Genomic DNA, 21,738 nt, shown 5'->3' with positions numbered 1-21,738 from the left:
CCGCCCAGACATGAGCAAGCGGATCAGGCGAGCAGCTTCGCGATCTGTGGGGAGATCTCGCGCATCGCGCGGCCACGGTGGGAGATGGCGTCCTTCTCCTCGATCGACAGCTCCGCAGACGTACGTCCGTCCTCGGTGTCGACCGCGACGAACAGGACGTCGTAGCCGAAGCCGCCATCACCGCGGACCTCGCGGATGATCCGGCCGTCCATGCGGCCCTCGACCACGATCTCGCCACCGTCCCAGACGAAGGCGATCGCGCAGGCGAAGTGGGCGCCGCGGCGCTCGTCGGGGACGTCGGAGAGCTGAGCCAGGAGCAGCTCGTTGTTGCGCGCGTCGGACTTGGGCGGACCGCCCCAGCGCGCCGAGAGCACCCCGGGCATCCCGTTGAGCGCGTCGACGCAGAGACCCGAGTCGTCCGCGACGGTCGGCAGGCCGGTGGCCTTGAAACCGGCCCTGGCCTTGATCAGCGCATTGCCCTCGAACGTCGGTGCGTCCTCGACCGGCTCGTCGTAGTGGGTGACGTCGTCGAGGCCGACGACCGAGACCCCGGGCACCAGCGGCGAGAGGATCCGGAACATCTCCTCCAGCTTCTTGGCGTTGCGCGAGGCGACGTGGATGCTGGGCTCGTTCCTGGGCTCAGCCGGCAAGTGCGGCCTCCTGCAGCTTGGTCAGGTCGGCGCAGCCCTTCTCGCCCAGTGCCAGCAGGGCGTCGAGCTCGGCACGGTCGAAGGCGGCGCCCTCGGCGGTGCCCTGCACCTCGACGAACTTGCCCTCGCCAGTCATCACGATGTTCATGTCGGTCTCGGCGCGCACGTCCTCCTCGTAGGGCAGGTCGAGGCGCGGCACACCGTCGATGATCCCGACCGAGATCGCGGCGACGGAGCCGGTGAGCGCCTTCGAGACACCCAGCGAGGCGACCGCGTCGGCCAGCGCGACGTAGGCGCCGGTGATCGCGGCCGTGCGCGTCCCACCGTCGGCCTGCAGCACGTCGCAGTCGATGTTGATGGTGTTCTCGCCGAGCGCCTTGTAGTCGATGACGGCGCGCAGCGAGCGCCCGACCAGCCGGGAGATCTCGTGCGTACGTCCGCCGATCTTGCCCTTCACCGACTCGCGCGAGGAGCGCTCGTGGGTGGCGGCGGGGAGCATGGCGTACTCAGCCGTCACCCAGCCCAGCCCGGAGCCCTTGCGCCAGCGCGGCACGCCCTCGGAGGCCGAGGCGGCGCACAGGACGCGGGTCTTGCCGAACTCGATGAGGACGGAACCGGCCGCGTAGTCCAGCCAATTGCGGGTGATCTTGATGGGGCGCAGCTCGTCGTCGGCGCGCCCGTCAGCTCGTGTGGTCACGGGACCACCCTATGCAACGGTCTCCCGTGCCCACGCCCGGCGTACGACCCACGGGCCCAGATCCCGCGCCCGGCGCCCCATCCAGGGCACGCCCTCGCCCGCCATCCAGGCCAGGTCCTGCCGCCAGGTGGTCGGCAGCCCGCCGGCCGGCTCCAGCGACGGCGGCTCGAAGGAGAGGCCGTACGCCACCAGCTGCTCGCCGAACGCACGAGCCATCCGCCGGTGGCCGAGCTCGGAGGGGTGCAGCCGGTCGGCGGCCCAGAACCTTCGCTCGTGCAGGTCGGGAACCGCACCCAGGTCCAGCCGCAGGCTCCCGTAGGTGGCATGGACCTCGTCCCAGATGGCGTTGAGGTCGGCCGTACGCCGCTGGATCGACCGCTTCACCCAGCCAGGCATCGGCCACATCACCGAGTGGTCGTGGAAGCGCGCCGTCATCAGCAGCGCACCCTGGCCCGCGAGCGCGTCGGCGCAGGTCATCAGGTCGCTGCGGAGACGCTCGGTGTCCCAGCTCGACCGCATCACGTCGTTGACCCCGACGATCAGCGAGGCCACGTCGGGCCGGTGCGCCACCGCATCGGCGAGCTGCTGCTCGACCACGACGGTCGAGGTCGCGCCGATGACCGCGGTGTTGCAGAAGGAGATGTCGTACGTCTGTCTCAGAGCCTCGGCGAGAAGCCTGGCCCATCCTCGCCAACCCTCAACGGTGGGGTCGCCGAGGCCAACGGTGGCGCTGTCACCGAGCGCCGCGTAACGCAGGTAGGTGCCCACGTCTGACAACGGTGACGGGGGTGGGTGCCGAAGCACCCACCCCCGCGTGTCGTGTCGCGAACAGTCCGATGAACTACTTCACCTCGGACTTGATCACCCGGTAGGCGCCCAGCACGACCGGGACGACCACCCACAGGAAGATGCTGCAGATCAGTGCGAGCACCTGCTGCGTACCGGGGTCGGGCAGCTGCGCCCCGTCCGGCGTCATGCCGCCGGTCCCCATGAACGGCGACATCGCGTAGCCCATGTCGATGAAGGGAATCACGTCGGCGGCCCAGTCGAAGATGAAGAACAGCGTCGACCACACCATCAGCGGCAGGATCAGCTGGTCGACGTAGACGACCACGATCGAGAACGGCGTGCTGAGCAGGCACATCGCGATGCCGAAGGCGCTCACGAAGTAGAGCAGCTGCTGCGCGATCGTCCAGGCCAGAATCTCGCCGTTGATGGTCCAGCTCGCGTCATAGCCACCGACAGCGGCGGCGAGCGCGTTGCCGACGATGCCGCACAGCAGCGCGACAGCGATCAGCGCGATCGCGAGGGCGACGACGGCGACCAGCTTGGCCGCCATCACCCGCAGCCTGCTCGGCTCGAGGCTGAAGGTCACCATGTTGGTGCGCTGGCCCCACTCCTGGGTGACGATCATGATCGCCAGCACCGGAGTGAGCAGGGAGAGCGGGATCGTCAGGATCGAGGACCAGGCGGAGAGACCAAGCGTGAAGGTCTCGTTGAGCGCGGCCACCAGGACCACGATGCCCATGACCAGCAGCAGCATGCCTGCCGAAATGATCAGCAGGGCGCGGCCGGCACGGGTGTCGGTCATCTTGCGCCACTCGACCAGCAGCAGCCGGCCGAACGGCACCTTGGTGACCGCCGGGAGCGGGGTGGACGGCGCTACGGATACGGCGCTCATGCGGAGACTCCTTCGGCGTGGATCTGGGTGGTGCTCTCGCGCTGGGTCTCGGCGGTGAGCTGCAGGAAGATGTCCTCGAGCCCGGCGCCGCCGTCACGCAGGTCGGTGAGCACGACGTTGGCCTCCAGAGCGGCCTTGCCCACCTCTGCCGGGGCGGCGGAGACGCGCATGCCGGTGCCGATCGGCTCGACGCTGTAGCCCTTGGCCTTGAGCGCGACGGTGAGCGCCTCATTGTCCAGGGAGGTGACCAGCGACTGGCCAGCAGTGCCCTGGCCGGCGAGGATGGCGTCCTTGGTGCCCTCGGCCACGATGCGGCCGTTGCCGATGAGGATCAGCTCATCGGCGATCTGCTCGACCTCGTGCAGCAGGTGGGAGGAGAGCAGGACGGTGCCGCCGCGGTCGGCGTACTCCTTCAGCAGACCACGCATCCAGCGGATACCCGCAGGGTCCAGGCCGTTGGCCGGCTCGTCCAGGATCAGCACCTTGGGGTCACCGATCAGCGCGTGCGCGATGCCGAGACGCTGCTTCATGCCCAGCGAGTAGTTCTTGATCCGGCGCTTCGCCTCCGACGGCGTCAGCGAGACCAGCTCGAGCATCTCGTCGACGCGCGACTTGGGCAGGCCCATCGTCATCGCGGCGAGCGTGAGCACCTCGCGGCCGGTGCGGCCGTCGTGCTGGGCGCTGGCGTCGAGCAGGACGCCGACGTGGCGGCCCGGGTTGGGGAGGTCGGCGTAGAGACTGCCGTTGATCGTTGCCCGACCCTTGGTGGGGTTGGTCAGTCCGACCATGATGCGCATGGTGGTCGACTTGCCCGCGCCGTTCGGGCCGAGGAAGCCGGTGACTTTGCCGGCCTCGGCGGTGAACGACACGTCGTCGACCGCGGTGAAGGTCCCATAGACCCTCGTCAGTCCTTCGACTTTGATCATGTCGTACATCCTGCCGTGCCTCCGGCGCAGACTGCATCGGACATACGGATGACCCTCGACCCGACGAAAGTATGGGTCCTGGCGCGACCGCGGGATCCTGTGTCCCCGACCTCGGGTGACTAGCGTGTACGCCGTGCAGCAACCGTCACCTGAGGCCTATCAGCCACGCCTGAGCCTGTGGGGGCACGTGTGGCGATATCTCCTCGCGCTGGGGATCAGCGCCATCGGCCTGATATCCAGCACCGACGGGTGGCCGGAGTGGCGCTTCCTGCTCGACCTCGGCCTCGGCGTCGTCTCCATGGTCCTGGTCTTCTGGCGCCGCCGCTGGCCGGTGGCGATCGCCACGTTCACCATCGTCGCCGGGGCGTTCTCGATCCTCTCCGCCGGGGCGTCGAGCCTCGCTCTGGTCTCGCTGGCGACCCGGCGCCGCTGGCGCGAGATCATCCCGATCTCCCTGCTCAACGTCGCCGCCGGCATGTTCTGGTTCGCGGTCATGGAGACCACCCCCACCGAGGAGATCCCTGGCATCCCGCTGTGGGGCTTCAACCTCGGCGCCAACGTGGTGGTCATCGCCGCGATGGTCGCGTGGGGCATGTACATCGGCTCCCGCCGTGAGCTGATCGCGACGCTCCGGCTCCGCGCCGAGACCGCCGAGGCCGAGCAGGCGCTGCGCGTCTCCCAGGCCCGCGAGACCGAGCGCCGGCGGATCGCCCGCGAGATGCACGACGTGCTCGCCCACCGCATCTCCCACATCTCCATGCAGGCCGGCGCGCTCGCCTATCGCGAGGACCTCTCCGCCGACCAGCTGCGGGCCGAGGTCGGCACCATCCGCGACGGTGCCCACCGGGCGCTCGACGACCTCCGGACCGTCCTCGGCGTGCTGCGAGGAAACGGCGAGGATCCTGAGACCGCGCCCCAGCCGACGTACGCCGACCTCGGCCGCCTCGTCGAGGAGGCCCGCGAGGGCGGCATGAACATCACCTTCGACGACGACGTCGAGGGATCGCCGCCGGAGGCGGTCGGGCGGTCGATCTACCGGGTCGTGCAGGAGGGCATCACCAACGCCCGCAAACATGCGCCCGGGGCGGCCCTGAAGGTGTCCCTGCAGGGCTCGGAGGAGCACGGGATCGAGGTGCTGCTGCGCAACCGGCTCGGCTTCGACTCCAACACGCCGGGCGCCGGGCTGGGCCTGGTCGGGCTCACCGAGCGCGTCGACCTGGCGGGGGGACGCCTCACGCACCGCACGGAAAAGGATGTCTTCATCCTCGAAGCATGGCTACCGTGGGGCCAGTGAGCAGCCCAGGGACCAGCCCAGAGAGTCCGGTCAAGATCAAGGTGGGGATCGTCGACGACGACCCGCTCGTACGCTCTGCCCTCGGGCTGATGCTCGGCGGTCAGGCCGACATCGAGGTCGTCGGCGAGGCCACCGATGGCCAGGAGGCGCTCGCTCTGGTCCGTACGTCCGCCCCTGACGTGGTGCTGATGGACATCCGGATGCCGCGCATCAACGGCCTCGAGGCGACCCGCCGGGTGCTCACCGAGCCCAGGTCTCCGAGGGTCATCGTGCTGACCACCTTCGGTGCCGACGAGTACGTCGTCGACGCCCTCGCCGCCGGCGCCGACGGGTTCCTGCTCAAGGACACACCCCCGCCCGAGATCGTCGCGGCGATCCGCGCGGTCGCCTCGGGCGAGCCGATCCTCTCCCCCAAGGCGACCCGCACCCTGATCACCCGGCTCCGCGCCGAGCCGACCGGCGAGCGCGCCGCTGCCGCCAGCCGCCGGCTCGAGGCGCTCACCGAGCGCGAGCACGAGGTCGCCCTCGCCGTCGGGCGCGGGCTGAGCAACGCCGAGATCGCCAAGGAGCTCTACCTCTCGATCCCGACCGTCAAGGCGCACGTCTCGCGCCTCTTCGACAAGCTCGGCGCCACCAACCGGGTGCAGATCGCGATCACCGTGCATGACGCTGGCCTGGTCTGACCCCGCCCCGCAGGTCGAGCCGCCGTCGTGAGGAACGAGCGACGGCGTGTCGAGACCAACATGGTCCTCTCCGCGCTCGATGGGAAGGTGTTGGTCTCGACACGCCTCCGCCTAGCGGCTCCGGCGGCTCGACCAGCGGGGCTCAGACTTCGTACACAGCCCCCGTCGCCGCCAGCTCGGTCGGACCGTCGTACGCCGAGCGCGCCTCACGGAGGGCGTCGGCGGAGTCGTGCCAGGGCGGGACGTGGGTGACGACCAGCTTCTTCACATGAGCCTTGGTGGCGTACTCCCCCGCGTGAACGCCGGTGATGTGCACGCCGGGCGGGTTGTCGACGCCGTCACGGAAGGCGGCCTCGCAGACGAACAGGTCGGCGTCGGTGGCGATGTCGAGCAGCGCCTCGGTCTCGGCGGTGTCACCGCTGTAGGCGATGACCTTGCCGTGGGCCTCGATCCGCAGTCCGTACGCGTCGACCGGATGCTCCACGGCCGTGGGGATGATCGTGAACGGACCGAGGTGGATCGGCCCGGTGTAGGTCGAGAACGCGAACTCCTCGCGCATCCCGGGACGCTTGGGCAGGTCGTACGCCTTCGCCAAGCGCCGGCCGGTGCCCTTGGGGCCGTAGACGGGGATCGGCGGCTGCGGGCCGGTGGGGTGCCACTTGCGAAGCACGTAGTAGGAGGTCATGTCGACGCAGTGGTCGGCATGCAGGTGCGAGAGCAGGACGGCGTCGATCAGCAGCGGGTCGATGTAGCGCTGCAGGACCCCGAGCGCACCGTTGCCCATGTCGAGCACGATCCGCCACGTACGTCCGTCCTCGTCGTCGGCCTCGACGAGATAGCAGGAGGCGGGGCTGTCGGGCCCGGGATAGGAGCCCGAGCATCCGATGACGGTCAGCCGCATCCCGGCGGTCATCCCATCCCTCCGGCGAACTGCTGGGCGGCGGCGAGCTCCGGTCCCAGGAACCGAGCACCGATCGCCTTGAACTCGGCGGGGTTGCCGGTGGTGAGGAACGTGTAGGTCGGCTCGCCGCCCTCGCGCATCAGGTCGTTCTCGGCGAGGACGCGGTAGACGTCCTTCGCCGACTCCTCGGCACTGCTGACCAGCGTCACGTTGTCGCCCATCACATAGGAGATCACACCAGTCAGGAGCGGATAGTGGGTGCACCCGAGGATCAGCGTGTCGACCCCGGCGCTGGTCAGCGGGTCCAGATATTCGTGGGCGGCGGCCAAGAGCTCGTCGCCACCGGTGATGCCGGCCTCGACGAACGGGACGAACTGGGGGCACGCCTGGGTGTGCAGCGAGACGTGGGGAGCCGCGGCGAAGGCGTCGTCGTACGCCATAGACTCCGCGGTCGCATGGGTGCAGATGACCCCGATCCGACCGGTGCGCGACGCCGCGACGGCCCGGCGGGTCGCCGGCAGGATGACCTCGACGACGGGCAGCGGCTTGTAGCGCTCCCGGGCATCGCGCAGCATCGCGGCCGAGGCCGAGTTGCAGGCGATCACCAGCGCCTTCACGCCCTGCGCGACGAGATGGTCGAGGCACTCCAGGGCGTACTCGCGCACCTCGGCGATCGGCTTGGGCCCGTAGGGTGCACGGGCGGTGTCGCCGACGTACAGGATCGACTCGTGGGCGAGCTGGTCGATCACCGATCGCGCCACGGTGAGACCGCCGAAGCCCGAGTCGAAGATCCCGATCGGGGCGTCGCGGTCGGGCTGGGCTGAACCCAGGGGCGAGGGCGAACCCAGGGACGAGACGGACTGCACGATCGTCAAGGCTAGGCCCAAACAGCGCAACTTCGCAGTGCTGGGGGTCACTCGAGACATACCCGAGATCCATCTCACGTTCATGAGCGGGCCGGATCAGTGTTGTTAACGTCCGGTTATGACGATTTCTCGGCGCTCGCTGGTGCTGATGGTCCTGATCACCCTGTTGGGCGTCACCTTCGCGGTCGTCGAGCTGCCCGGGCGGCCCGCACAGGCGGCGACCACGAAGCGAGTGCTGGCGATCTCCGTCGACGGTCTCAGCGTGACCGCGGTCGAGAAGCTCGGCCCGGGCAACCTGCCCAACATCTACCGGCTGATGCGCGGCGGCGCCTCGACCCGCCAGGCGCGGAGCGAGTACGAGCAGAACGTCACCCTGCCCAACCACACCTCGATGATCACCGGCCGCCGGATCACCCGGTCCGCGCACGGCCACGGGGTCACCTGGAACACCGACCGGTCATGGATGACCGTGCAGGAAGCCGCCGGGCACCCGGTCTCATCGGTCTTCAGCCAGGTCGAGCGCACCGGCCGGAGCAGCGCGCTGTTCGCGTCGAAGTCGAAGTTCGGCATCTTCGACCGCTCCTGGCCCTCGATCGACCGGTTCGTGGTCGACAGCGACGCCGACCTGGTGAACCGGGCGGCCGCCGACCTGGCGACCAGCAAGCGTGCCTTCACCTTCGTGCACCTGGGCTCCCCCGACCACTACGGTCACCGCGACGGCGGAATGAGCGCGGCCTACCGGGCCTCGGTGATCCGCACCGATGCCCGCATCGGCAGGCTGCTCAAGACGATCGACTCCTCGACGACGCTGAAGCGGTCGACGTACGTCATCCTCACCGCCGACCACGGCTTCAAGGCCGCCGCCAGGGACCACGGCGCCCACCTCTACTCCAACTACCGGATCCCGTTCGTCGTGTGGGGTCCCGGCGTCGCCCGCGGCGCCTCGCTCTACCGGCTCAACCCCGACTACCTCGCGCCGGGGACGACCCGGCCGACGTACGCCGGCAGGCAGCCGATCCGCAACGGCGACCTCGGCAACCTGGCCCTGGACCTGCTCGGCCTGGGCCCGATCCCGGGCAGCACGCTGAACTCAACTCAGTCACTAGACATTCGCTGAGCGTTCGCCCGGGGTGCCATCGGGTTCACTTAGGGTGTGCCGGTGCGTCGCCTCTTCCCTCTCGTCTCCTTCGGCATCTTCCTCGTCGTCGTGCTCGTCGTGGCGTTCACCGCCCTGCCCGACCGAGACAACGGCGGCGGCGGCGGTGCCGACGACAGGGGCGATGGCCGCGTCCGTGCGGAGCGTGAGCCCACCCAGGTCGGCCGCAAGGTGCTCGCGATCTCGATCGACGGGCTCAACCCGGATGCGCTCGCGAAGCTGGGTCCGGCGAAGACGCCCAACATCCACCGGCTGATCGACGAAGGCGCTTCGACGCTCAACGCGCGCACCGCCTACGAGAAGAACATCACCCTGCCCAACCACACCAGCATGGTCACCGGCGACCCGATCGACGCCGACGACGGCGGCCACGGGGTCACCTGGAACGTCGGCGACCCGTCGAAGTCGATCTCGAAGAATGAGGAGTCGGTGTTCACCGTCGCCCACGAGGCCGGGCTCAGCACCGGGGTCTTCGTGACCAAGCAGAAGTTCGAGCTGTGGCAGCGGGCCTGGGAGGACGACATCGACCTCTACGTACCGATCGACGACCACGACGAACTGGTCCCGGAAGCCGCCGAGGATCTCGCCGACGAGCGGCGGGACCTCACCTTCGTACACCTGTCCCTCCCCGACGCCGCCGGGCACGCCTCGGGTGGGATGTCGCCGGAGTATCTGGAGGCCGTCGAGGAGTCCGACGCCCAGGTCGGCGAGTTCCTCGAGGTCATCGACGCCGATCCGGGGCTGAGGAAGGAGCTCGACGTCATCCTCACCGCCGACCACGGCTTCAAGCCTGGCATCACCAGCCACTCCGAGAAGGTCTACGAGAACTACCGGATCCCGTTCATCGTGTGGGGCCCGGACGCCGGCGCCGGCACGGACCTCTACGAGCTCAACGCCGACGACTACCGCGACCCCGGCAAGGACCGGCCCGACTACGAAGGCCCTCAGCCCGTACGCAACGCCGACCTCGGCAACCTGGCTCTGGATCTCCTCGGCCTCGGGCCCATCGAGACCAGTGACATCGGCACGGAGCAGACCCTCGACGTCAAATGATGTTTGCCGTAACCGTCCACGAGCACACACGCCCCTGAGGTACGTTTCGAACGTAACCTCCCCAAGGAGCGTGCGATGTCAGTCACCCGGATGGCTCGGGCAGCTTTACGCAGGGATCGTCGTGCCCGGCAGGTCACGATCATCGGCGCCGGCATCGGCGGCCTGACTCTCGCCGTCGAGCTGCGCCGCAGAGGCATCGGTGTCGAGGTGTACGAGGCCGCGACCGACCCACGCCCGGACGGCGACGCCGTGCTGCTACCGGCCAACGCGACCCGGCTCCTGGAGCGCATCGGACTCGAGCCGGACCTCGGTGAGTCCGCGGCGACCGTCGATGGCTGGGTCTGGCGCGACGGCCACACCGGAGCCGCGATCGGCCGGGTGCTCTCCGCCGCGGAGTACGCCGACCGTGCCGGGGCGCCCTGCTACGGCCTCGGTCACGCCGACCTGCACGCGCTTCTGAGCGAGACGTTCGGCACCGAAGGGCTCCACCTCGGCCACCGTCTGATCGGTCTCACCGATCCGGGCGACGGCCCCGCGACCTTGGAGTTCGCCGGCGGCGAGTCGGTCGAGGCCGACCTGGTCATCGGCGCCGACGGCGCCGGGTCGATGCTGCGCGAGCACGTCGTCGGCTACGACGACGCCCAGTTCTCCGGCTGCATCGCCTGGCGCGGGATCGTCCCGCGCTCGCAGCTCACGCTGCTCCCCGATCCTGGCCGGGTGCAGGTGTGGACGGGTACCGACGGCCACCTGATGCATCATCCGATCGGCGACGGCGACCACGCGTTCCTGCTGGTCAAGCGACAGCTCGGGCCCTGGACACCGGACTCGTGGTCCTGGCCGGCCGACCCGGACGAGCATGTCCATGCCTACGCCGGCTGGCATCCGGCCGTGGTCCAGATGATCTCCGCGGCACCGTGCTCGGAGCACTGGGGCCTCTTCCACCGGCCGCCTCTGGCGACCTGGTCGCGCGGCCGGGTCACGCTGCTCGGCGACGCCGCGCACCTGATGGTCCCCTATCACAGCCAGGGTGCCGCCCAGGCGATCGAGGACGCGATCGTCCTCGCCGACTGTCTTCTCGCCGACGACGACACGGACCGCGCCCGCACGACCTACGAGGTACGCCGCCGCGACCGCACCCGCCGCATCCAGATCGCCTCGCTGGCCGCCGCCGACGTTCTCCACCTCCCCGACGGCCCCCGCGCGCAGGCCCGCAACAAGCGGCTCGGGTCAGGCGATGCGTACGACCGTCATCTCGCCTGGATCCACGACCACGACGTGACCGCCTCCGACCACCGCCCGTAACCCCGGGGCCTGCTGCCGCGTTGCCCAGGAGTGAGAGCCTTCCTCGGACGCACGGGGTTCCTGGCGCTCGGCATCTGGGCGATGTACGCATCCGCCGTCGCCGTAGCGCTGGTGCAGCTCGGCGCCGAGCCCGACGCCGGCAGCCTCTGGTCGGGCCGCCCGATGGCCCCCGGCAGCCCCGCCGCCCTCATCGAGAAGCACGACTGCTGGAGCGCCGAGGCCCCACGTGACATGACCGGCAGGCTCCCCGGCCACGCCATCGTCGCCATCGGCCCCGCTCCGCGCTACGTCGATGCCCACCTCACCGGCAAGGCGCTCGACCAGGTCTTCTCCGGCGAGGACCACGGCCTCGTCGTCTACGCCTTCTGCCGCTGAGCTTGCCGCTCGGCGACTGTGTGGGAGGGAGTGGGGTAGTCCAGGGACTTTCCGTCCATTACTGACCAGTAGAACGACGGAAACTCCCTGGACTACCCCGACAGGACCGACGTCATGCCCAGAGCTGGCCCTCGAGGCCTTCCTCGGCGTCGTCGATGGTGCCTTCGTACGCCCCGGTGGAGAGGTACTTCCAGCCGCCGTCGGCGACGACGAAGGCGATGTCGGCCTTCTCGCCGGCCTTGAGGGACTTGGCGGCCTGGGCGAGGGCGGCGTGGAGGATGGCGCCGGTGGAGATGCCGGCGAAGATGCCCTCGAGCTCGAGGAGCTCGCGGACCCGACGGACCGCGTCACGGGGGCCGACCGAGAAGCGGGCGTCGATCAGGGAGGCATCGTAGAGCTCGGGGACGAAGCCCTCGTCGAGATTCCTGAGGCCGTAGACGAGCTCGCCGTAGCGCGGCTCGGCGGCCACGATGCGTACGTCCGGCTTGGCGGCGCGGAAGTAGCGGCCGACACCCATCAGGGTCCCGGTCGTGCCGAGCCCGGCGACGAAGTGGGTGATCGAGGGGAGGTCGGCGAGGAGCTCGGGGCCGGTGCCCTCCTCGTGCGCGAGGGCGTTGGAGGTGTTGCCGTACTGGTAGAGCATCTCCCAGTCGGGGTGCTCGGCGGCGAGACGCTTGGCGACCCTGACGGCCTCGTTGGAGCCACCGGCGGCGGGCGAGGAGACGATCTCGGCGCCCCACATCCGCAGCAGCTGGCGACGCTCCTCGGAGGTGTTCTCGGGCATCACGCAGACGATCCGGTAGCCCTTGAGCTTGGCCGCCATGGCCAGCGAGATCCCGGTGTTGCCGGAGGTCGGCTCCAGGATCGTGCAGCCCGGGCGGAGCCTGCCGTCCTTCTCGGCCTCCTCGACCATGCGAAGAGCCGGGCGGTCCTTGATCGAGCCGGTGGGGTTCCGGTCCTCGAGCTTGGCCCACAGACGTACGTCGGGAGAGGGCGAGAGGCGGGGCAGCCCCACCAACGGGGTGCCCCCGACCGACGCCAGCAGGTTGTCGTAGCGCATGGGGTCCATCGTCGCATCAACCGATCGACTGATGCCCACTCGCGCCGATCGCCCGATCCGTGAGACCGCGTCACCGACCAGGCTGAAGGTATGCATCAGGAGCGAGAACCAGCGGTCGTCGTGGACGGCCTGCGCAAGACCTATGGCGAGAAGGTGGCGGTCGACGAGATCAGCCTTCACGTCGAGACCGGAGAGATCTTCGGCATCCTCGGCCCCAACGGAGCAGGCAAGAGCACGACCGTCGAGTCGATCGCCGGGCTGCGGGTCGGCGATCGCGGCCGGATCCGGGTCCACGGGATCGACCCGTGGACGGATCGCGCCGCCGTGACGGAGGTGCTCGGCGTACAGCTCCAGGAGGCGAAGCTGCAGCCGAAGATCACCGTGCAGGAGGCGCTGGAGCTGTGGAGCGCCTTCTACCCCGAGCCGGAGCCGTGGGCGCCGCTGGCCGAGCGGCTCGGCCTCGGCAGCCACCTCGGGCAGCGGTTCGAGAACCTATCCGGCGGTCAACAGCAGCGGCTCTCGATCTCGCTGGCGCTGATCGGCCGGCCGCGTGTCGTCGTCCTCGACGAGCTCACCACCGGCCTGGACCCGCGGGCCCGCCGTGAGGTGTGGGACCTGGTGCGGGACGTACGCGACCGGGGTGTGACCGTCCTGCTGGTCACCCACTCGATGGAGGAGGCGCAGACGCTCTGTGACCGGATCGCGATCGTCGACGCCGGCCGGATCCGGGCGCTGGACACCCCGGCCGGGCTCATCGACGCCGCCTCCGCCGCCACGATCACCACGTTCGAGACCACGGTCGCGGTCGACCTGGCCTCGCTGCGCGAGCTCGTCGGCGTCACCGCGGCGCGCGCCGAGAACGGCACCGTCACCGTCGAGGGCGCGGAGGGAGTCGCGCTCGCGGTCATCGAGGCCCTGCGTACGCAAGGAGCGGCTCCGCTCCGACTCCGCGTCGCCGCGGGCAGCCTCGACGCCGCCTATCTCGACCTCACCGACACCTCGCCCGACGCCATGGAGGCGCTCCGATGACCAGCCCGACCGTCGCCGTGATCCGTACGGAGTCCCGGCTCTTCGCCCGCGAGCGGCTCTCGCTCTTCTGGATCGTCCTGTTCCCGAGCCTGCTGCTGGGAGTCCTCGGGCTGATCCCGAGCTTCCGCGAGGACAGTGCCGACCTCGGCGGCCGGAGCCTGATCGATGTCTACGTCCCGGTCACCGTGCTGCTCTCGATGATCATGGCGGCGATCATGACGATGCCGCCGACGCTGACCGGCTACCGCGAGAGCGGGGTCCTGCGGCGACTCGGGACCACGCCGGCCCGCCCCGCCTCGATCCTGCTCGGCCAGGTGCTGGTGCACGCCGTCGCGGTCGCGGCCTCCTCGGTGATCGTGATCGTGCTCGGCCGGGTGGCGTTCGGGACCCCGCTCCCGGAGTCGCTCGTCGGATACGTCGTCGCCTACGTCCTGGCGCTGGCCGTCTCGCTCGGGATCGGCGCAGCGATCACCGCGGTCTCCCCCAACGCGAAGACCGGGCAGGTGGTCGGGATGGTGGTCTTCTTCCCGTCGATGTTCACCGCGGGGGTCTACTTCCCGGTCGAGGCCTTCGGCGGCACCGCCCGCGACATCATCTCGTTCACGCCCTACGGCGCGGCCTCCAACGCGCTCAACGACGCCGCCGGCGGCGCCTTCCCCCAGCTGGTGGATCTGGCGGTGATGGGCGGCTGGGCGGTCGTGCTCTACCTGATTGCCGTGCGCGCCTTCCGCTGGGAATGAGAAGGTCCTCCACATGACCTCGGCTGTCGGGCACGAGCAGCGCTGGGAGCGCAACCTCAAGGTGCTGCCCTTCGTGCTGCTCGCGCTCGCCACCGCGATCAGCGTTGCGACCTTCCCCGAGATCGGGCCGCAGTCGCCGGGCGCGCGCGTGATCTTCGGGATCCTCGTGGCGGCGACCGCGGTGTGGGCGTGGCGATGGATGTACGTCTACGGCCGCCCCCATCCTGTCGGCTACATCGGCCGCACGGCACTGGCCGCGGTGCTGACCGCGATGCACCCACTGTTCTGCATCTTCGCCTGGATCGGGTTCTTGGACGCCTTCGACTCCTTCCGCGGTCGGTGGCGATGGGTGGCGATGGCGGCCACCGCAGCGATCATGGCGATGGGTCAGACCGGAGGTCCGCCCCCATACGACAACCCGTGGCAGAGCCTGCTGCTGCCGCTGTTGTTCGTGCTCAACTTCGGTCTGGCCTCCCTCATGGGCCGCTACAGCGAGCACCTCGACGCCGTCAGCAGGGAGCGCGCCGCGACGATCGACCGCCTCGAGGAAGCACTCACCGAGAACGCCCGGCTCCAGCAGGAGCTGCTCGCCCAGTCACGCTCGGCCGGCGTACGCGACGAGCGCGAGCGCCTCGCCCGCGAGATCCACGACACCATCGCCCAGTCCCTGGCCGGCGTCGTGGCCCAGCTCCAGGCCGCCGAGGGATCCGCGGACGCCCAGGACGTACGCCGCCGGGTGGCCCGGGCGACCGAGCTGGCCCGCACCGCGCTGGTCGAGGCCCGGCGGTCCGTGCAGGATCTCACCCCTGCCGAGCTGGCCGACGCAGGCCTCGCCGACGCCCTGTCGAGGCTGGTCACGAGCTGGCGCGACGACCATGGTGTCGAGGCCTCCTTCGTCGTCGTCGGCGATGCCACGGCGCTGCACTCCGAGGTCGAGGCGACTCTGCTGCGGATCGCCCAGGAGGCGCTCGCCAACGTCGCCAAGCACGCCTCCGCGCAACGGGTCGGCGTCACGCTCACCTTCGACGAGTCCGAGGTCATGCTCGACGTCCGCGACGACGGCTCGGGCTTCGACCCCGCGGCCCCGGTCCGCGGCAGCTCGTTCGGCCTGGGCGTCATGCGCGACCGCGCCCAACGCCTCACCGGCAGCTTCACCGTGGAGTCCGCCCCCGGCGACGGCACCGCCGTCTCCGCCCGCATCCCCGCCCTCGCCCGAGGAGCCGCCTGATGCCGAGACGTCACTTACGGAGATCGAGACGTCAGTTGTGGAGATCGAGGCGTCAGTTCCGGCGAACCGAGGAGGCCGCATGATCCGGATCGTGGTCGCCGACGACCATCCAGTCGTACGCGACGGAGTGGCCGGAGCGCTGCAGACCGAGTCGGACTTCGACGTCGTCGGCCAGGCCAGCGACGGGGCCGAGGCGCTCGCTCTGGTGGATTCGCTGGCGCCGGACGTACTCGTCCTCGACCTGCGGATGCCCGGCACGGGAGGGGTCGAGGTGATCGAGGGGCTCCGCGCACAGGAGTCCGGGGTCGGCGTACTCGTGCTGACCACCTTCGACACCGACTCCGACGTCGTCGCGGCGATCGAAGCCGGCGCCACGGGCTATCTCCTCAAGGATGCACCGACCGCCGACCTGGTCGCTGCGGTCCGCGCGACCGCGGCGGGCGAGACCGTCCTTTCCCCCGCGGTCGCGACCCGGCTCGCCTCGAGGCTGCGGTCCCCCGGCCCGACGGCGCAGCTCAGCCCCCGCGAGCGCGAAGTGCTCACCCTGGTCGCCCGCGGCACCACTAACCGCGCGATCGCCGCGAAGCTCTTCGTCAGCGAGGCGACGGTCAAGACCCATCTGGGTCACATCTTCGACAAGCTCGGGGTCACAGACAGAGCTGCCGCGGTCGCACGAGCGTACGACCGCGGCATTCTGGGCTGAAGGGTTCAGCAGCCGCCGGCGACGGCGGGAAGCACGACGACCTGGTCGCCGTCCTTGAGCTCGGCGTCGAGACCGCCGATGAAACGTACGTCCTCGTCGTTGATGTAGACGTTGACGAAGCGGCGCAGGTCACCGTTGTCGATGAGGCGCTCCTTGATGCCGGAGTGGTTCGCCTCGAGGTCGTCGATGAGCGCGCTCAGGGTCTTGCCCTCGGCGCTGACTGCCTTCTCACCGGCGGTGTAGGTGCGGAGGATGGTCGGGATCTTGACCTCGATGGCCATGGGTTCGTTCTCCTAGATGTAGGTGTTGCGCGTCACGACAACGTCGGGACGATGCTGATTTCTTCCTCGGTGACGGTGCCGTCGACGATCCGGTAGGACCGGAACTCGACCGGACCCTCGTCATTTCCGTGCTCTCGGGTGCTGACCAGCACGTAGTGAGCGTTCGGCTCCATCGCCAGCCCGATGTCGGTGCGGGACGGGTAGGCCTCGGTGGCCGTGTGGGAGTGGTAGACGACCACCGGCTCCTCGTCGTTCGCGTCCATCTCCTTGTAGAGCTGGAGCAGATCGGTCGAGTCGAACTCGTAGAAGGTCGGCGAGCCGGCGGCGTTGATCATCTCGATGAACCGCTCCGGCCGGTCGGACCCCTCAGGGCCCGCGACGATCCCGCACGCCTCGTCGGGATGGTCGCGCTTCGCGTGGGCGACGATCGCGTCGTACGTCGCCTGGTCGATGGTCAGCACGCTGCTCAGCGTATGCGCCCGAGCACCGGATCCTGAACGTGACCGGCCCTCGGACGCGGTCCGCCTCGTGCACCGGATCCGTGCTAGGCCGCCGCCGTCAGACCGCCGCGTACGAGGTCGGCGTAGGCACCGGCTCGCAGCAGCAGCTCCTCGTGGGTGCCGACCTCGACGACCCGGCCCTGGTCGAGCACGGCGATCTGGTCGGCGTCGCGAACGGTGGAGAGGCGGTGGGCGATGGTGATCGTCGTACGCCCCTCCGCCAGTCGGTCCAGGGCGGCCTGGACCTCCCGCTCGGTGGTGTTGTCGAGCGCGGAGGTGGCCTCGTCGAGCACGAGCACCCGCGGGTCTCGCAGCAGCGTGCGGGCGATCGCCAGCCGCTGTTGCTCACCGCCGGAGAAGCGGTGGCCGCGGGAGCCGACGAGCGTGTCGTAGCCGTCGGGGAGCCCGACGATCAGGTCGTGGATCCGGGCCGCACGGGCAGCTTCCTCGATCTCGGCGTCGCTCGCCTCGGGGCGCGCGTGGCGCAGGTTGTCGCGAACGCTCGCATGGAGCAGATAGGTCTCCTGGGTGACCATGCCGACGTTGGCGGCCAGGTCGGCGAGGGTCAGGTCGCGAAGGTCGACCCCGTCGAGCAGCACCCGGCCAGAGGTCGGGTCGTGCAGCCGCGCGACCATCCCGGCCAGCGTCGACTTGCCCGATCCGGTGGCCCCGACCAGTGCCAGCGAGCCGCCGGCGGGCACCCGCAGCGAGATGTGGTCGAGGACGGGTTGCGAGCCGTCGTAGGAGAACCCGACGTCGTCGAGGACGACCTCCCCGCGAGCCTCACCCAGAGGCACCGGTGAGGCCGGGTCGTCGATCTCGACCGGTAGGTCGAGGTACTCGAAGATCCGCGAGAAGAGCGCCAGGGAGGAGGTCACGTCGACCCCGACGTTGAGCAGGCCCATCAGCGGCCGGAAGAGCGAGCCCTGGAGCGAGACGAAGGCGACCAGGGTCCCGATGGTCAGCGCACCGGAAGTCGCCGGGAAGCCCGCGGCGAGGTAGAGCGCGGCCGGAACCGCGGCGAAGACCACCTGCATGGTCGCCATCCGCCACCGCCCGGCGAGCTGGCTGCGTACCTCCAGACCGACGAGGTCGTGGGAGGTCTGCTCGAAACGGGAGGCCAGGGCCGGCGCGGCACCGAGCGTCTTGGTCAGCAGGATTCCGCTGACCGATAGCCCCTCCTCGACCTGCACGTGCAGGTCGGCCATCTTCGCCTGACGCTGCGTCGTGACCGCGTAGCGCATCTGCGCCACCTTGCGGGTCGTCCACACCGCCGGCGGCAGCACCACCAGCGAGATCAGCGCGAGCCGCCAGTTGAGCGCCATCATCGCGACCACGGTGCCGACGACGACCGTGACGTTGGCCGCGATCGAGGTGGCGGTGGACGTGACCACCGACTGCATCGAGCCGATGTCGTTGACCATCCGCGACTGCACCTCGCCACCCCGGGTACGGGTGAAGAAGTCGAGCGACTGGCGCTGCAGGTGCCCGAAGAGGTCGGTACGCAGCCGGTGCATGACCCGCTGGCCGACCTCGGTCGAGATCAGCGTCTGGGCCACGCCGAGGGCGGCGGAGGCGATCGCGACGAGCACCATCGCGGCGACGCTGAGCACGAGCAGCGTGGTGTCGCGCTCGGGCAGGGCGGTGTCGATGACGTGCTTGACCAGGAACGGCTGTGCCAGACCGATCACCGAGCTCACCACGATCAGCGCCACGACGAGAAGCAGGCGCCCACGGTAGGGCGCGAAGAGGCGGGCGATCCGCCGCAGCGAGACCGGCTGGGCCTCGAGCTGGGCGCGATCGGCGCGCTTGCTGCCGGGATCACGGCCGGATCGGCCGGATTCGCCGGAAGGTCTGTACGGGTGCGGCTCACTCATTCGAGCACCTCGATCCTATTTACTGAGGTTTGCTCACAATGAGGCAACGCACGATGGCGTTAGGATTATTCCTGTGGACGAGACCGCCGACCTGCTGATGGCGGCAGCGCGCACCCTTCGCCGCCGCTTCGGCGACGCGACCGCCCGCTGGGGCGTCACCCCCTCGCAGGCCCGCGCTCTGCGGATGGTGCTCGCCGCCGATGAGCCGATGCGTCTCTCGGCGCTCGCCGAGAGGCTCCGCATCGTCCCCCGGTCGGCCACCGAGGTCATCGACGGCCTCGAGCTCCACGGCCTGGTCGTGCGCCAGCCGGATCCCGCCGACCGTCGGGCGGTCTGCGTGGTCGCGACCGAGGAAGGCGTACGCCTGGGACGACTGATCGAGGATGCTCGTCAGCAGGCGGCCGACGAGCTCCTGCGGCCCCTGCCCGAGGAGGACCGGAGGACGCTCACCCGAATCCTGGTCACCCTGCTGGACGGTCGTGCAGCCGAACGCTCGCCGTAGTCAGGACGCCGCCCACAGCGCCTCGACCATGGTCTCCTGCAGGATCCCGACCCACTGGTAGATCCCGTAGACCTGGCCGGCGGGATCGTCGTCGGGCAGCGAGTCCCAGAAGTCCTCGTCGCCCTCCTCGACCCCGAGCCGGGTCGCCAGCGCGAGCCGGATGTCGGTGAAGGAACGCATCCACGCCTCGGCGTCGGGGATCGGCAGCTCGACGTCGATGACCAGCCCGTCCTCGTCGAGCTCGGGCGGGAGACCCGCCTCCTCGAGCGAGTCGATGATCGTGGACGCGGCCCGCGCCTTGCCGTCGCGCAGCCCACCCTCGGTGAACCGCCGAAACTCCCCGGCGGCCTCTTCGTCATTCCCGTACGCAGAGGGGAAGAGCCGCTTCAGGACCGGGTCCTCGGGCTCGGTGGTCGGCCCCGAGAAGTCGAGCAGGGCCTCGAGCGGGTCGTCGCTCTCGGCAGGCGCGGCGACCTCGTTGCGCAACAGCTCGACGAGCTGCGAGGCCAACGAACGGAGCAGGTCGGCCTCGAACCCGGAGAAGGTCGCGATGATCTGCTTGCTGCGGCGGTGGTAGCTGAACCCGCCCATCACTCCTGCTTCTCCAGTGTCGCCCACAGCCCGTACTCGTGCATCGCCTGCACGTCGCGCTCCATCTCCTCGCGTGACCCGGAGGAGACGGCCGACTTGCCGTCGTTGTGCACCTCCATCATCAGCTTCTCCGACTTCTTCTTGGAGTAGCCGAAGTACTTCTGGAAGACGAAGGTGACGTACGACATCAGGTTGACCGGGTCGTTCCAGACGATGGTCACCCATGGGGTCGACGGTGCGACGACGTCGTCGATCTCCGGCTCGTCGAGCTCCACGGGGCTTGGCGCGCTCATGCGGTCCATCGTGCCACGATGTGCCCGTGGACTCGACAACGGACTCGGCGACGGCCTCGACCGCGCTCCTGACGGATCACTACGAGCTGACCATGCTCCAGGCCGCCCTGAAGGCGGGCACCGCAGAGCGTCGCGCCGTCTTCGAGCTGTTCCCCCGGCGCCTGGCCGGCGGGCGCCGCTACGGCGTGGTGGCCGGGGTCGGGCGGGCGCTCGACGCCCTCGAGGCGTTCCGCTTCGGCCCGGAGCAGCTGGCCGTCCTGGAGGGCGTCGTCGACGGCCCGACCCTGGAATGGCTGGCCGGCTACCGCTTCACCGGCGACATCTGGGGGTACGCCGAGGGCGAGACCTTCTTCCCGCACTCGCCGCTGCTCGTGGTCGAGGCCAGCTTCGCCGAGGCGGTCGTCCTGGAGACCGTGCTCCTCTCGATCTACAACCACGACTCGGCCATCGCCACCGCGGCCTCCCGGATGACGCTCGCGGCCGGTGAGCGCCCCTGCATCGAGATGGGCTCGCGCCGCACCCACGAGGCGGCCGCGATCGCCGCCGCCCGCGCGGCCTACGTGGCCGGCTTCACCGCCACCTCCAACCTCGCCGCCCGCGCCCGCTTCGGCGTGCCCACGACCGGCACCTCCGCCCACGCCTTCACCCTGCTGCACGACACCGAGGAGCAGGCCTTCCAGGCTCAGGTCGCCTCCCTCGGCAAGGGCACCACGCTGCTCGTGGACACCTACGACATCGCCGAGGCGGTGGCGAAGGCGGTCGAGATCGCCGGTCCCGAGCTCGGCGCGGTGCGGATCGACTCCGGCGACCTGGGGCTCCTCGCCCATGACGTACGCCGCCAGCTCGACGACCTCGGCGCCACCGAGACGAAGATCATCGTCACCAGCGACCTGGACGAGTACGCCATCGCCGGCCTCGCGGCCGCCCCGGTCGACGGCTACGGCGTCGGCACCCAGCTGGTCACCGGCTCCGGCCACCCGACCGCCGGCTTCGTCTACAAGCTGGTCTCCCGCGAGGGCGCCTCCGGGGATCTGGAGCCGGTCGCCAAGAAGAGCGCGTCCAAGGCGTCGATCGGCGGCCGGAAGTACGCCCTGCGCCGCCGCAACCGCAAGGACGTCGCCGACGCCGAGGTGATCGGCATCGGCACCGCACCCGAGGGCGACGGCAACGACCGGCCACTGCTCACCCAGCTGGTCAAGAACGGTGAGGTCGTGGGCCGTGAGCCGCTCGACAACGCGCGCGAGCGCCATCGCGCCTCGGTCGCCGAGCTCCCCGTCATCGCCCACTCGCTCCTGAAGGGCGATCCGTCGATCCCGACGCTCTTCCAGTGATGTCTCGCAGGGCCGGTCT

General features: G+C 69.9%; 25 protein-coding genes. 12 read left to right on the top strand and 13 right to left on the bottom strand.

Annotated features, from left to right (window positions below):
• Positions 1 to 23: 23 nt before the first annotated feature.
• From rdgB to ABT304_RS15115, 5 genes are all read right to left on the bottom strand, one after another.
• Complete coding sequence (gene rdgB, locus ABT304_RS15135; RefSeq protein ID WP_350716246.1) at positions 24 to 650, bottom strand: RdgB/HAM1 family non-canonical purine NTP pyrophosphatase; 627 nt, start codon at positions 648 to 650, stop codon at positions 24 to 26.
• Positions 640 to 1,347, bottom strand: coding sequence for a ribonuclease PH (rph, locus tag ABT304_RS15130; protein WP_350716244.1), 708 nt, complete (start codon positions 1,345 to 1,347; stop codon positions 640 to 642). Before rph ends, rdgB begins: the two co-directional genes overlap by 11 nt.
• A gap of 9 nt (positions 1,348 to 1,356) precedes the next feature.
• Positions 1,357 to 2,115 (bottom strand): SGNH/GDSL hydrolase family protein, encoded by a 759-nt coding sequence (locus tag ABT304_RS15125; protein ID WP_350716242.1) that lies wholly within the window; start codon positions 2,113 to 2,115, stop codon positions 1,357 to 1,359.
• Positions 2,116 to 2,188: 73 nt separating this feature from the next.
• Positions 2,189 to 3,028: a hypothetical protein gene (locus tag ABT304_RS15120; protein ID WP_350716241.1), complete on the bottom strand. Its 840-nt coding sequence runs from the start codon at positions 3,026 to 3,028 to the stop codon at positions 2,189 to 2,191.
• Entirely contained in the window at positions 3,025 to 3,954 is a 930-nt protein-coding gene (locus ABT304_RS15115; RefSeq protein WP_201451081.1) for an ABC transporter ATP-binding protein, read from the bottom strand. The genes ABT304_RS15120 and ABT304_RS15115 overlap by 4 nt, the downstream gene beginning before the upstream one ends.
• A gap of 133 nt (positions 3,955 to 4,087) precedes the next feature.
• Between ABT304_RS15115 and ABT304_RS15110 the strand changes: the two genes are divergently transcribed.
• Together ABT304_RS15110 and ABT304_RS15105 are read left to right on the top strand one after the other, a co-directional pair.
• On the top strand, positions 4,088 to 5,248 hold the full coding sequence (locus ABT304_RS15110; RefSeq protein ID WP_350716239.1) for a sensor histidine kinase: 1,161 nt from the start codon (positions 4,088 to 4,090) through the stop codon (positions 5,246 to 5,248).
• Positions 5,245 to 5,931: a response regulator gene (locus ABT304_RS15105; protein WP_350716237.1), complete on the top strand. Its 687-nt coding sequence runs from the start codon at positions 5,245 to 5,247 to the stop codon at positions 5,929 to 5,931. Before ABT304_RS15110 ends, ABT304_RS15105 begins: the two co-directional genes overlap by 4 nt.
• A 142-nt stretch (positions 5,932 to 6,073) precedes the next feature.
• Here ABT304_RS15105 and ABT304_RS15100 read toward each other — a convergent pair whose 3' ends face one another.
• Positions 6,074 to 6,844, bottom strand: coding sequence for an MBL fold metallo-hydrolase (locus tag ABT304_RS15100; protein WP_350716235.1), 771 nt, complete (start codon positions 6,842 to 6,844; stop codon positions 6,074 to 6,076).
• Entirely contained in the window at positions 6,841 to 7,698 is an 858-nt protein-coding gene (gene murI / locus ABT304_RS15095; protein ID WP_350716233.1) for a glutamate racemase, read from the bottom strand. Before murI ends, ABT304_RS15100 begins: the two co-directional genes overlap by 4 nt.
• Positions 7,699 to 7,816: 118 nt before the next feature.
• On the opposite strand from murI, the gene ABT304_RS15090 reads away from it, so the two are divergent.
• The 4 genes from ABT304_RS15090 (at position 7,817) to ABT304_RS15075 (ending at position 11,584) form a co-directional block, all read left to right on the top strand.
• Positions 7,817 to 8,815, top strand: coding sequence for an alkaline phosphatase family protein (locus ABT304_RS15090; RefSeq protein WP_350716231.1), 999 nt, complete (start codon positions 7,817 to 7,819; stop codon positions 8,813 to 8,815).
• A gap of 42 nt (positions 8,816 to 8,857) precedes the next feature.
• Positions 8,858 to 9,907, top strand: a complete 1,050-nt coding sequence (locus tag ABT304_RS15085) for an alkaline phosphatase family protein (RefSeq protein WP_350716229.1) — start codon at positions 8,858 to 8,860, stop codon at positions 9,905 to 9,907.
• A 75-nt stretch (positions 9,908 to 9,982) separates the two neighbouring features.
• Positions 9,983 to 11,209, top strand: coding sequence for an FAD-dependent monooxygenase (locus ABT304_RS15080; RefSeq protein ID WP_350716227.1), 1,227 nt, complete (start codon positions 9,983 to 9,985; stop codon positions 11,207 to 11,209).
• Positions 11,210 to 11,239: 30 nt separating this feature from the next.
• Positions 11,240 to 11,584, top strand: a complete 345-nt coding sequence (locus ABT304_RS15075) for a hypothetical protein (protein ID WP_350716226.1) — start codon at positions 11,240 to 11,242, stop codon at positions 11,582 to 11,584.
• Positions 11,585 to 11,696: 112 nt separating this feature from the next.
• Here ABT304_RS15075 and ABT304_RS15070 read toward each other — a convergent pair whose 3' ends face one another.
• Entirely contained in the window at positions 11,697 to 12,644 is a 948-nt protein-coding gene (locus tag ABT304_RS15070; protein WP_350716224.1) for a PLP-dependent cysteine synthase family protein, read from the bottom strand.
• Positions 12,645 to 12,734: 90 nt separating this feature from the next.
• Here ABT304_RS15070 and ABT304_RS15065 point away from each other — a divergent pair, with 90 nt between their 5' ends.
• The 4 genes from ABT304_RS15065 (at position 12,735) to ABT304_RS15050 (ending at position 16,344) form a co-directional block, all read left to right on the top strand.
• Positions 12,735 to 13,673: an ABC transporter ATP-binding protein gene (locus tag ABT304_RS15065; protein ID WP_350716222.1), complete on the top strand. Its 939-nt coding sequence runs from the start codon at positions 12,735 to 12,737 to the stop codon at positions 13,671 to 13,673.
• On the top strand, positions 13,670 to 14,413 hold the full coding sequence (locus ABT304_RS15060; protein WP_350716220.1) for an ABC transporter permease: 744 nt from the start codon (positions 13,670 to 13,672) through the stop codon (positions 14,411 to 14,413). The genes ABT304_RS15065 and ABT304_RS15060 overlap by 4 nt, the downstream gene beginning before the upstream one ends.
• A 13-nt stretch (positions 14,414 to 14,426) precedes the next feature.
• Entirely contained in the window at positions 14,427 to 15,641 is a 1,215-nt protein-coding gene (locus ABT304_RS15055; protein WP_350716219.1) for a sensor histidine kinase, read from the top strand.
• A gap of 79 nt (positions 15,642 to 15,720) precedes the next feature.
• Positions 15,721 to 16,344, top strand: a complete 624-nt coding sequence (locus ABT304_RS15050; protein WP_141792431.1) for a response regulator — start codon at positions 15,721 to 15,723, stop codon at positions 16,342 to 16,344.
• A 5-nt stretch (positions 16,345 to 16,349) separates the two neighbouring features.
• Here ABT304_RS15050 and ABT304_RS15045 read toward each other — a convergent pair whose 3' ends face one another.
• The 3 genes from ABT304_RS15045 to ABT304_RS15035 all read right to left on the bottom strand — a co-directional run bounded on the left by ABT304_RS15045 (position 16,350) and on the right by ABT304_RS15035 (position 19,002).
• Positions 16,350 to 16,625 (bottom strand): MoaD family protein, encoded by a 276-nt coding sequence (locus ABT304_RS15045; protein WP_008358635.1) that lies wholly within the window; start codon positions 16,623 to 16,625, stop codon positions 16,350 to 16,352.
• Between the two features lie 32 nt (positions 16,626 to 16,657).
• Positions 16,658 to 17,086 (bottom strand): M67 family metallopeptidase, encoded by a 429-nt coding sequence (locus ABT304_RS15040; RefSeq protein ID WP_160024702.1) that lies wholly within the window; start codon positions 17,084 to 17,086, stop codon positions 16,658 to 16,660.
• Between the two features lie 83 nt (positions 17,087 to 17,169).
• Entirely contained in the window at positions 17,170 to 19,002 is a 1,833-nt protein-coding gene (locus ABT304_RS15035) for an ABC transporter ATP-binding protein (protein WP_350716217.1), read from the bottom strand.
• Positions 19,003 to 19,075: 73 nt separating this feature from the next.
• On the opposite strand from ABT304_RS15035, the gene ABT304_RS15030 reads away from it, so the two are divergent.
• Complete coding sequence (locus ABT304_RS15030) at positions 19,076 to 19,504, top strand: MarR family winged helix-turn-helix transcriptional regulator (protein WP_350716216.1); 429 nt, start codon at positions 19,076 to 19,078, stop codon at positions 19,502 to 19,504.
• On the opposite strand, the gene ABT304_RS15025 is transcribed toward ABT304_RS15030, so the two are convergent.
• Together ABT304_RS15025 and clpS are read right to left on the bottom strand one after the other, a co-directional pair.
• On the bottom strand, positions 19,505 to 20,095 hold the full coding sequence (locus tag ABT304_RS15025; RefSeq protein WP_091049194.1) for a DUF2017 domain-containing protein: 591 nt from the start codon (positions 20,093 to 20,095) through the stop codon (positions 19,505 to 19,507). It lies immediately after the preceding gene.
• On the bottom strand, positions 20,095 to 20,388 hold the full coding sequence (gene clpS / locus ABT304_RS15020; RefSeq protein WP_201451084.1) for an ATP-dependent Clp protease adapter ClpS: 294 nt from the start codon (positions 20,386 to 20,388) through the stop codon (positions 20,095 to 20,097). Before clpS ends, ABT304_RS15025 begins: the two co-directional genes overlap by 1 nt.
• Positions 20,389 to 20,414: 26 nt before the next feature.
• On the opposite strand from clpS, the gene ABT304_RS15015 reads away from it, so the two are divergent.
• Positions 20,415 to 21,719, top strand: coding sequence for a nicotinate phosphoribosyltransferase (locus tag ABT304_RS15015; protein WP_350716214.1), 1,305 nt, complete (start codon positions 20,415 to 20,417; stop codon positions 21,717 to 21,719).
• The last annotated feature ends 19 nt before the right edge of the window (positions 21,720 to 21,738 follow it).

The organism is Nocardioides sp. NPDC000445 (assembly GCF_040300245.1).
Classification (GTDB): domain Bacteria; phylum Actinomycetota; class Actinomycetes; order Propionibacteriales; family Nocardioidaceae; genus Nocardioides.
Note: the sequence above shows the minus strand (reverse complement) of the source record. Positions and strands in the feature narration are given on the sequence as shown.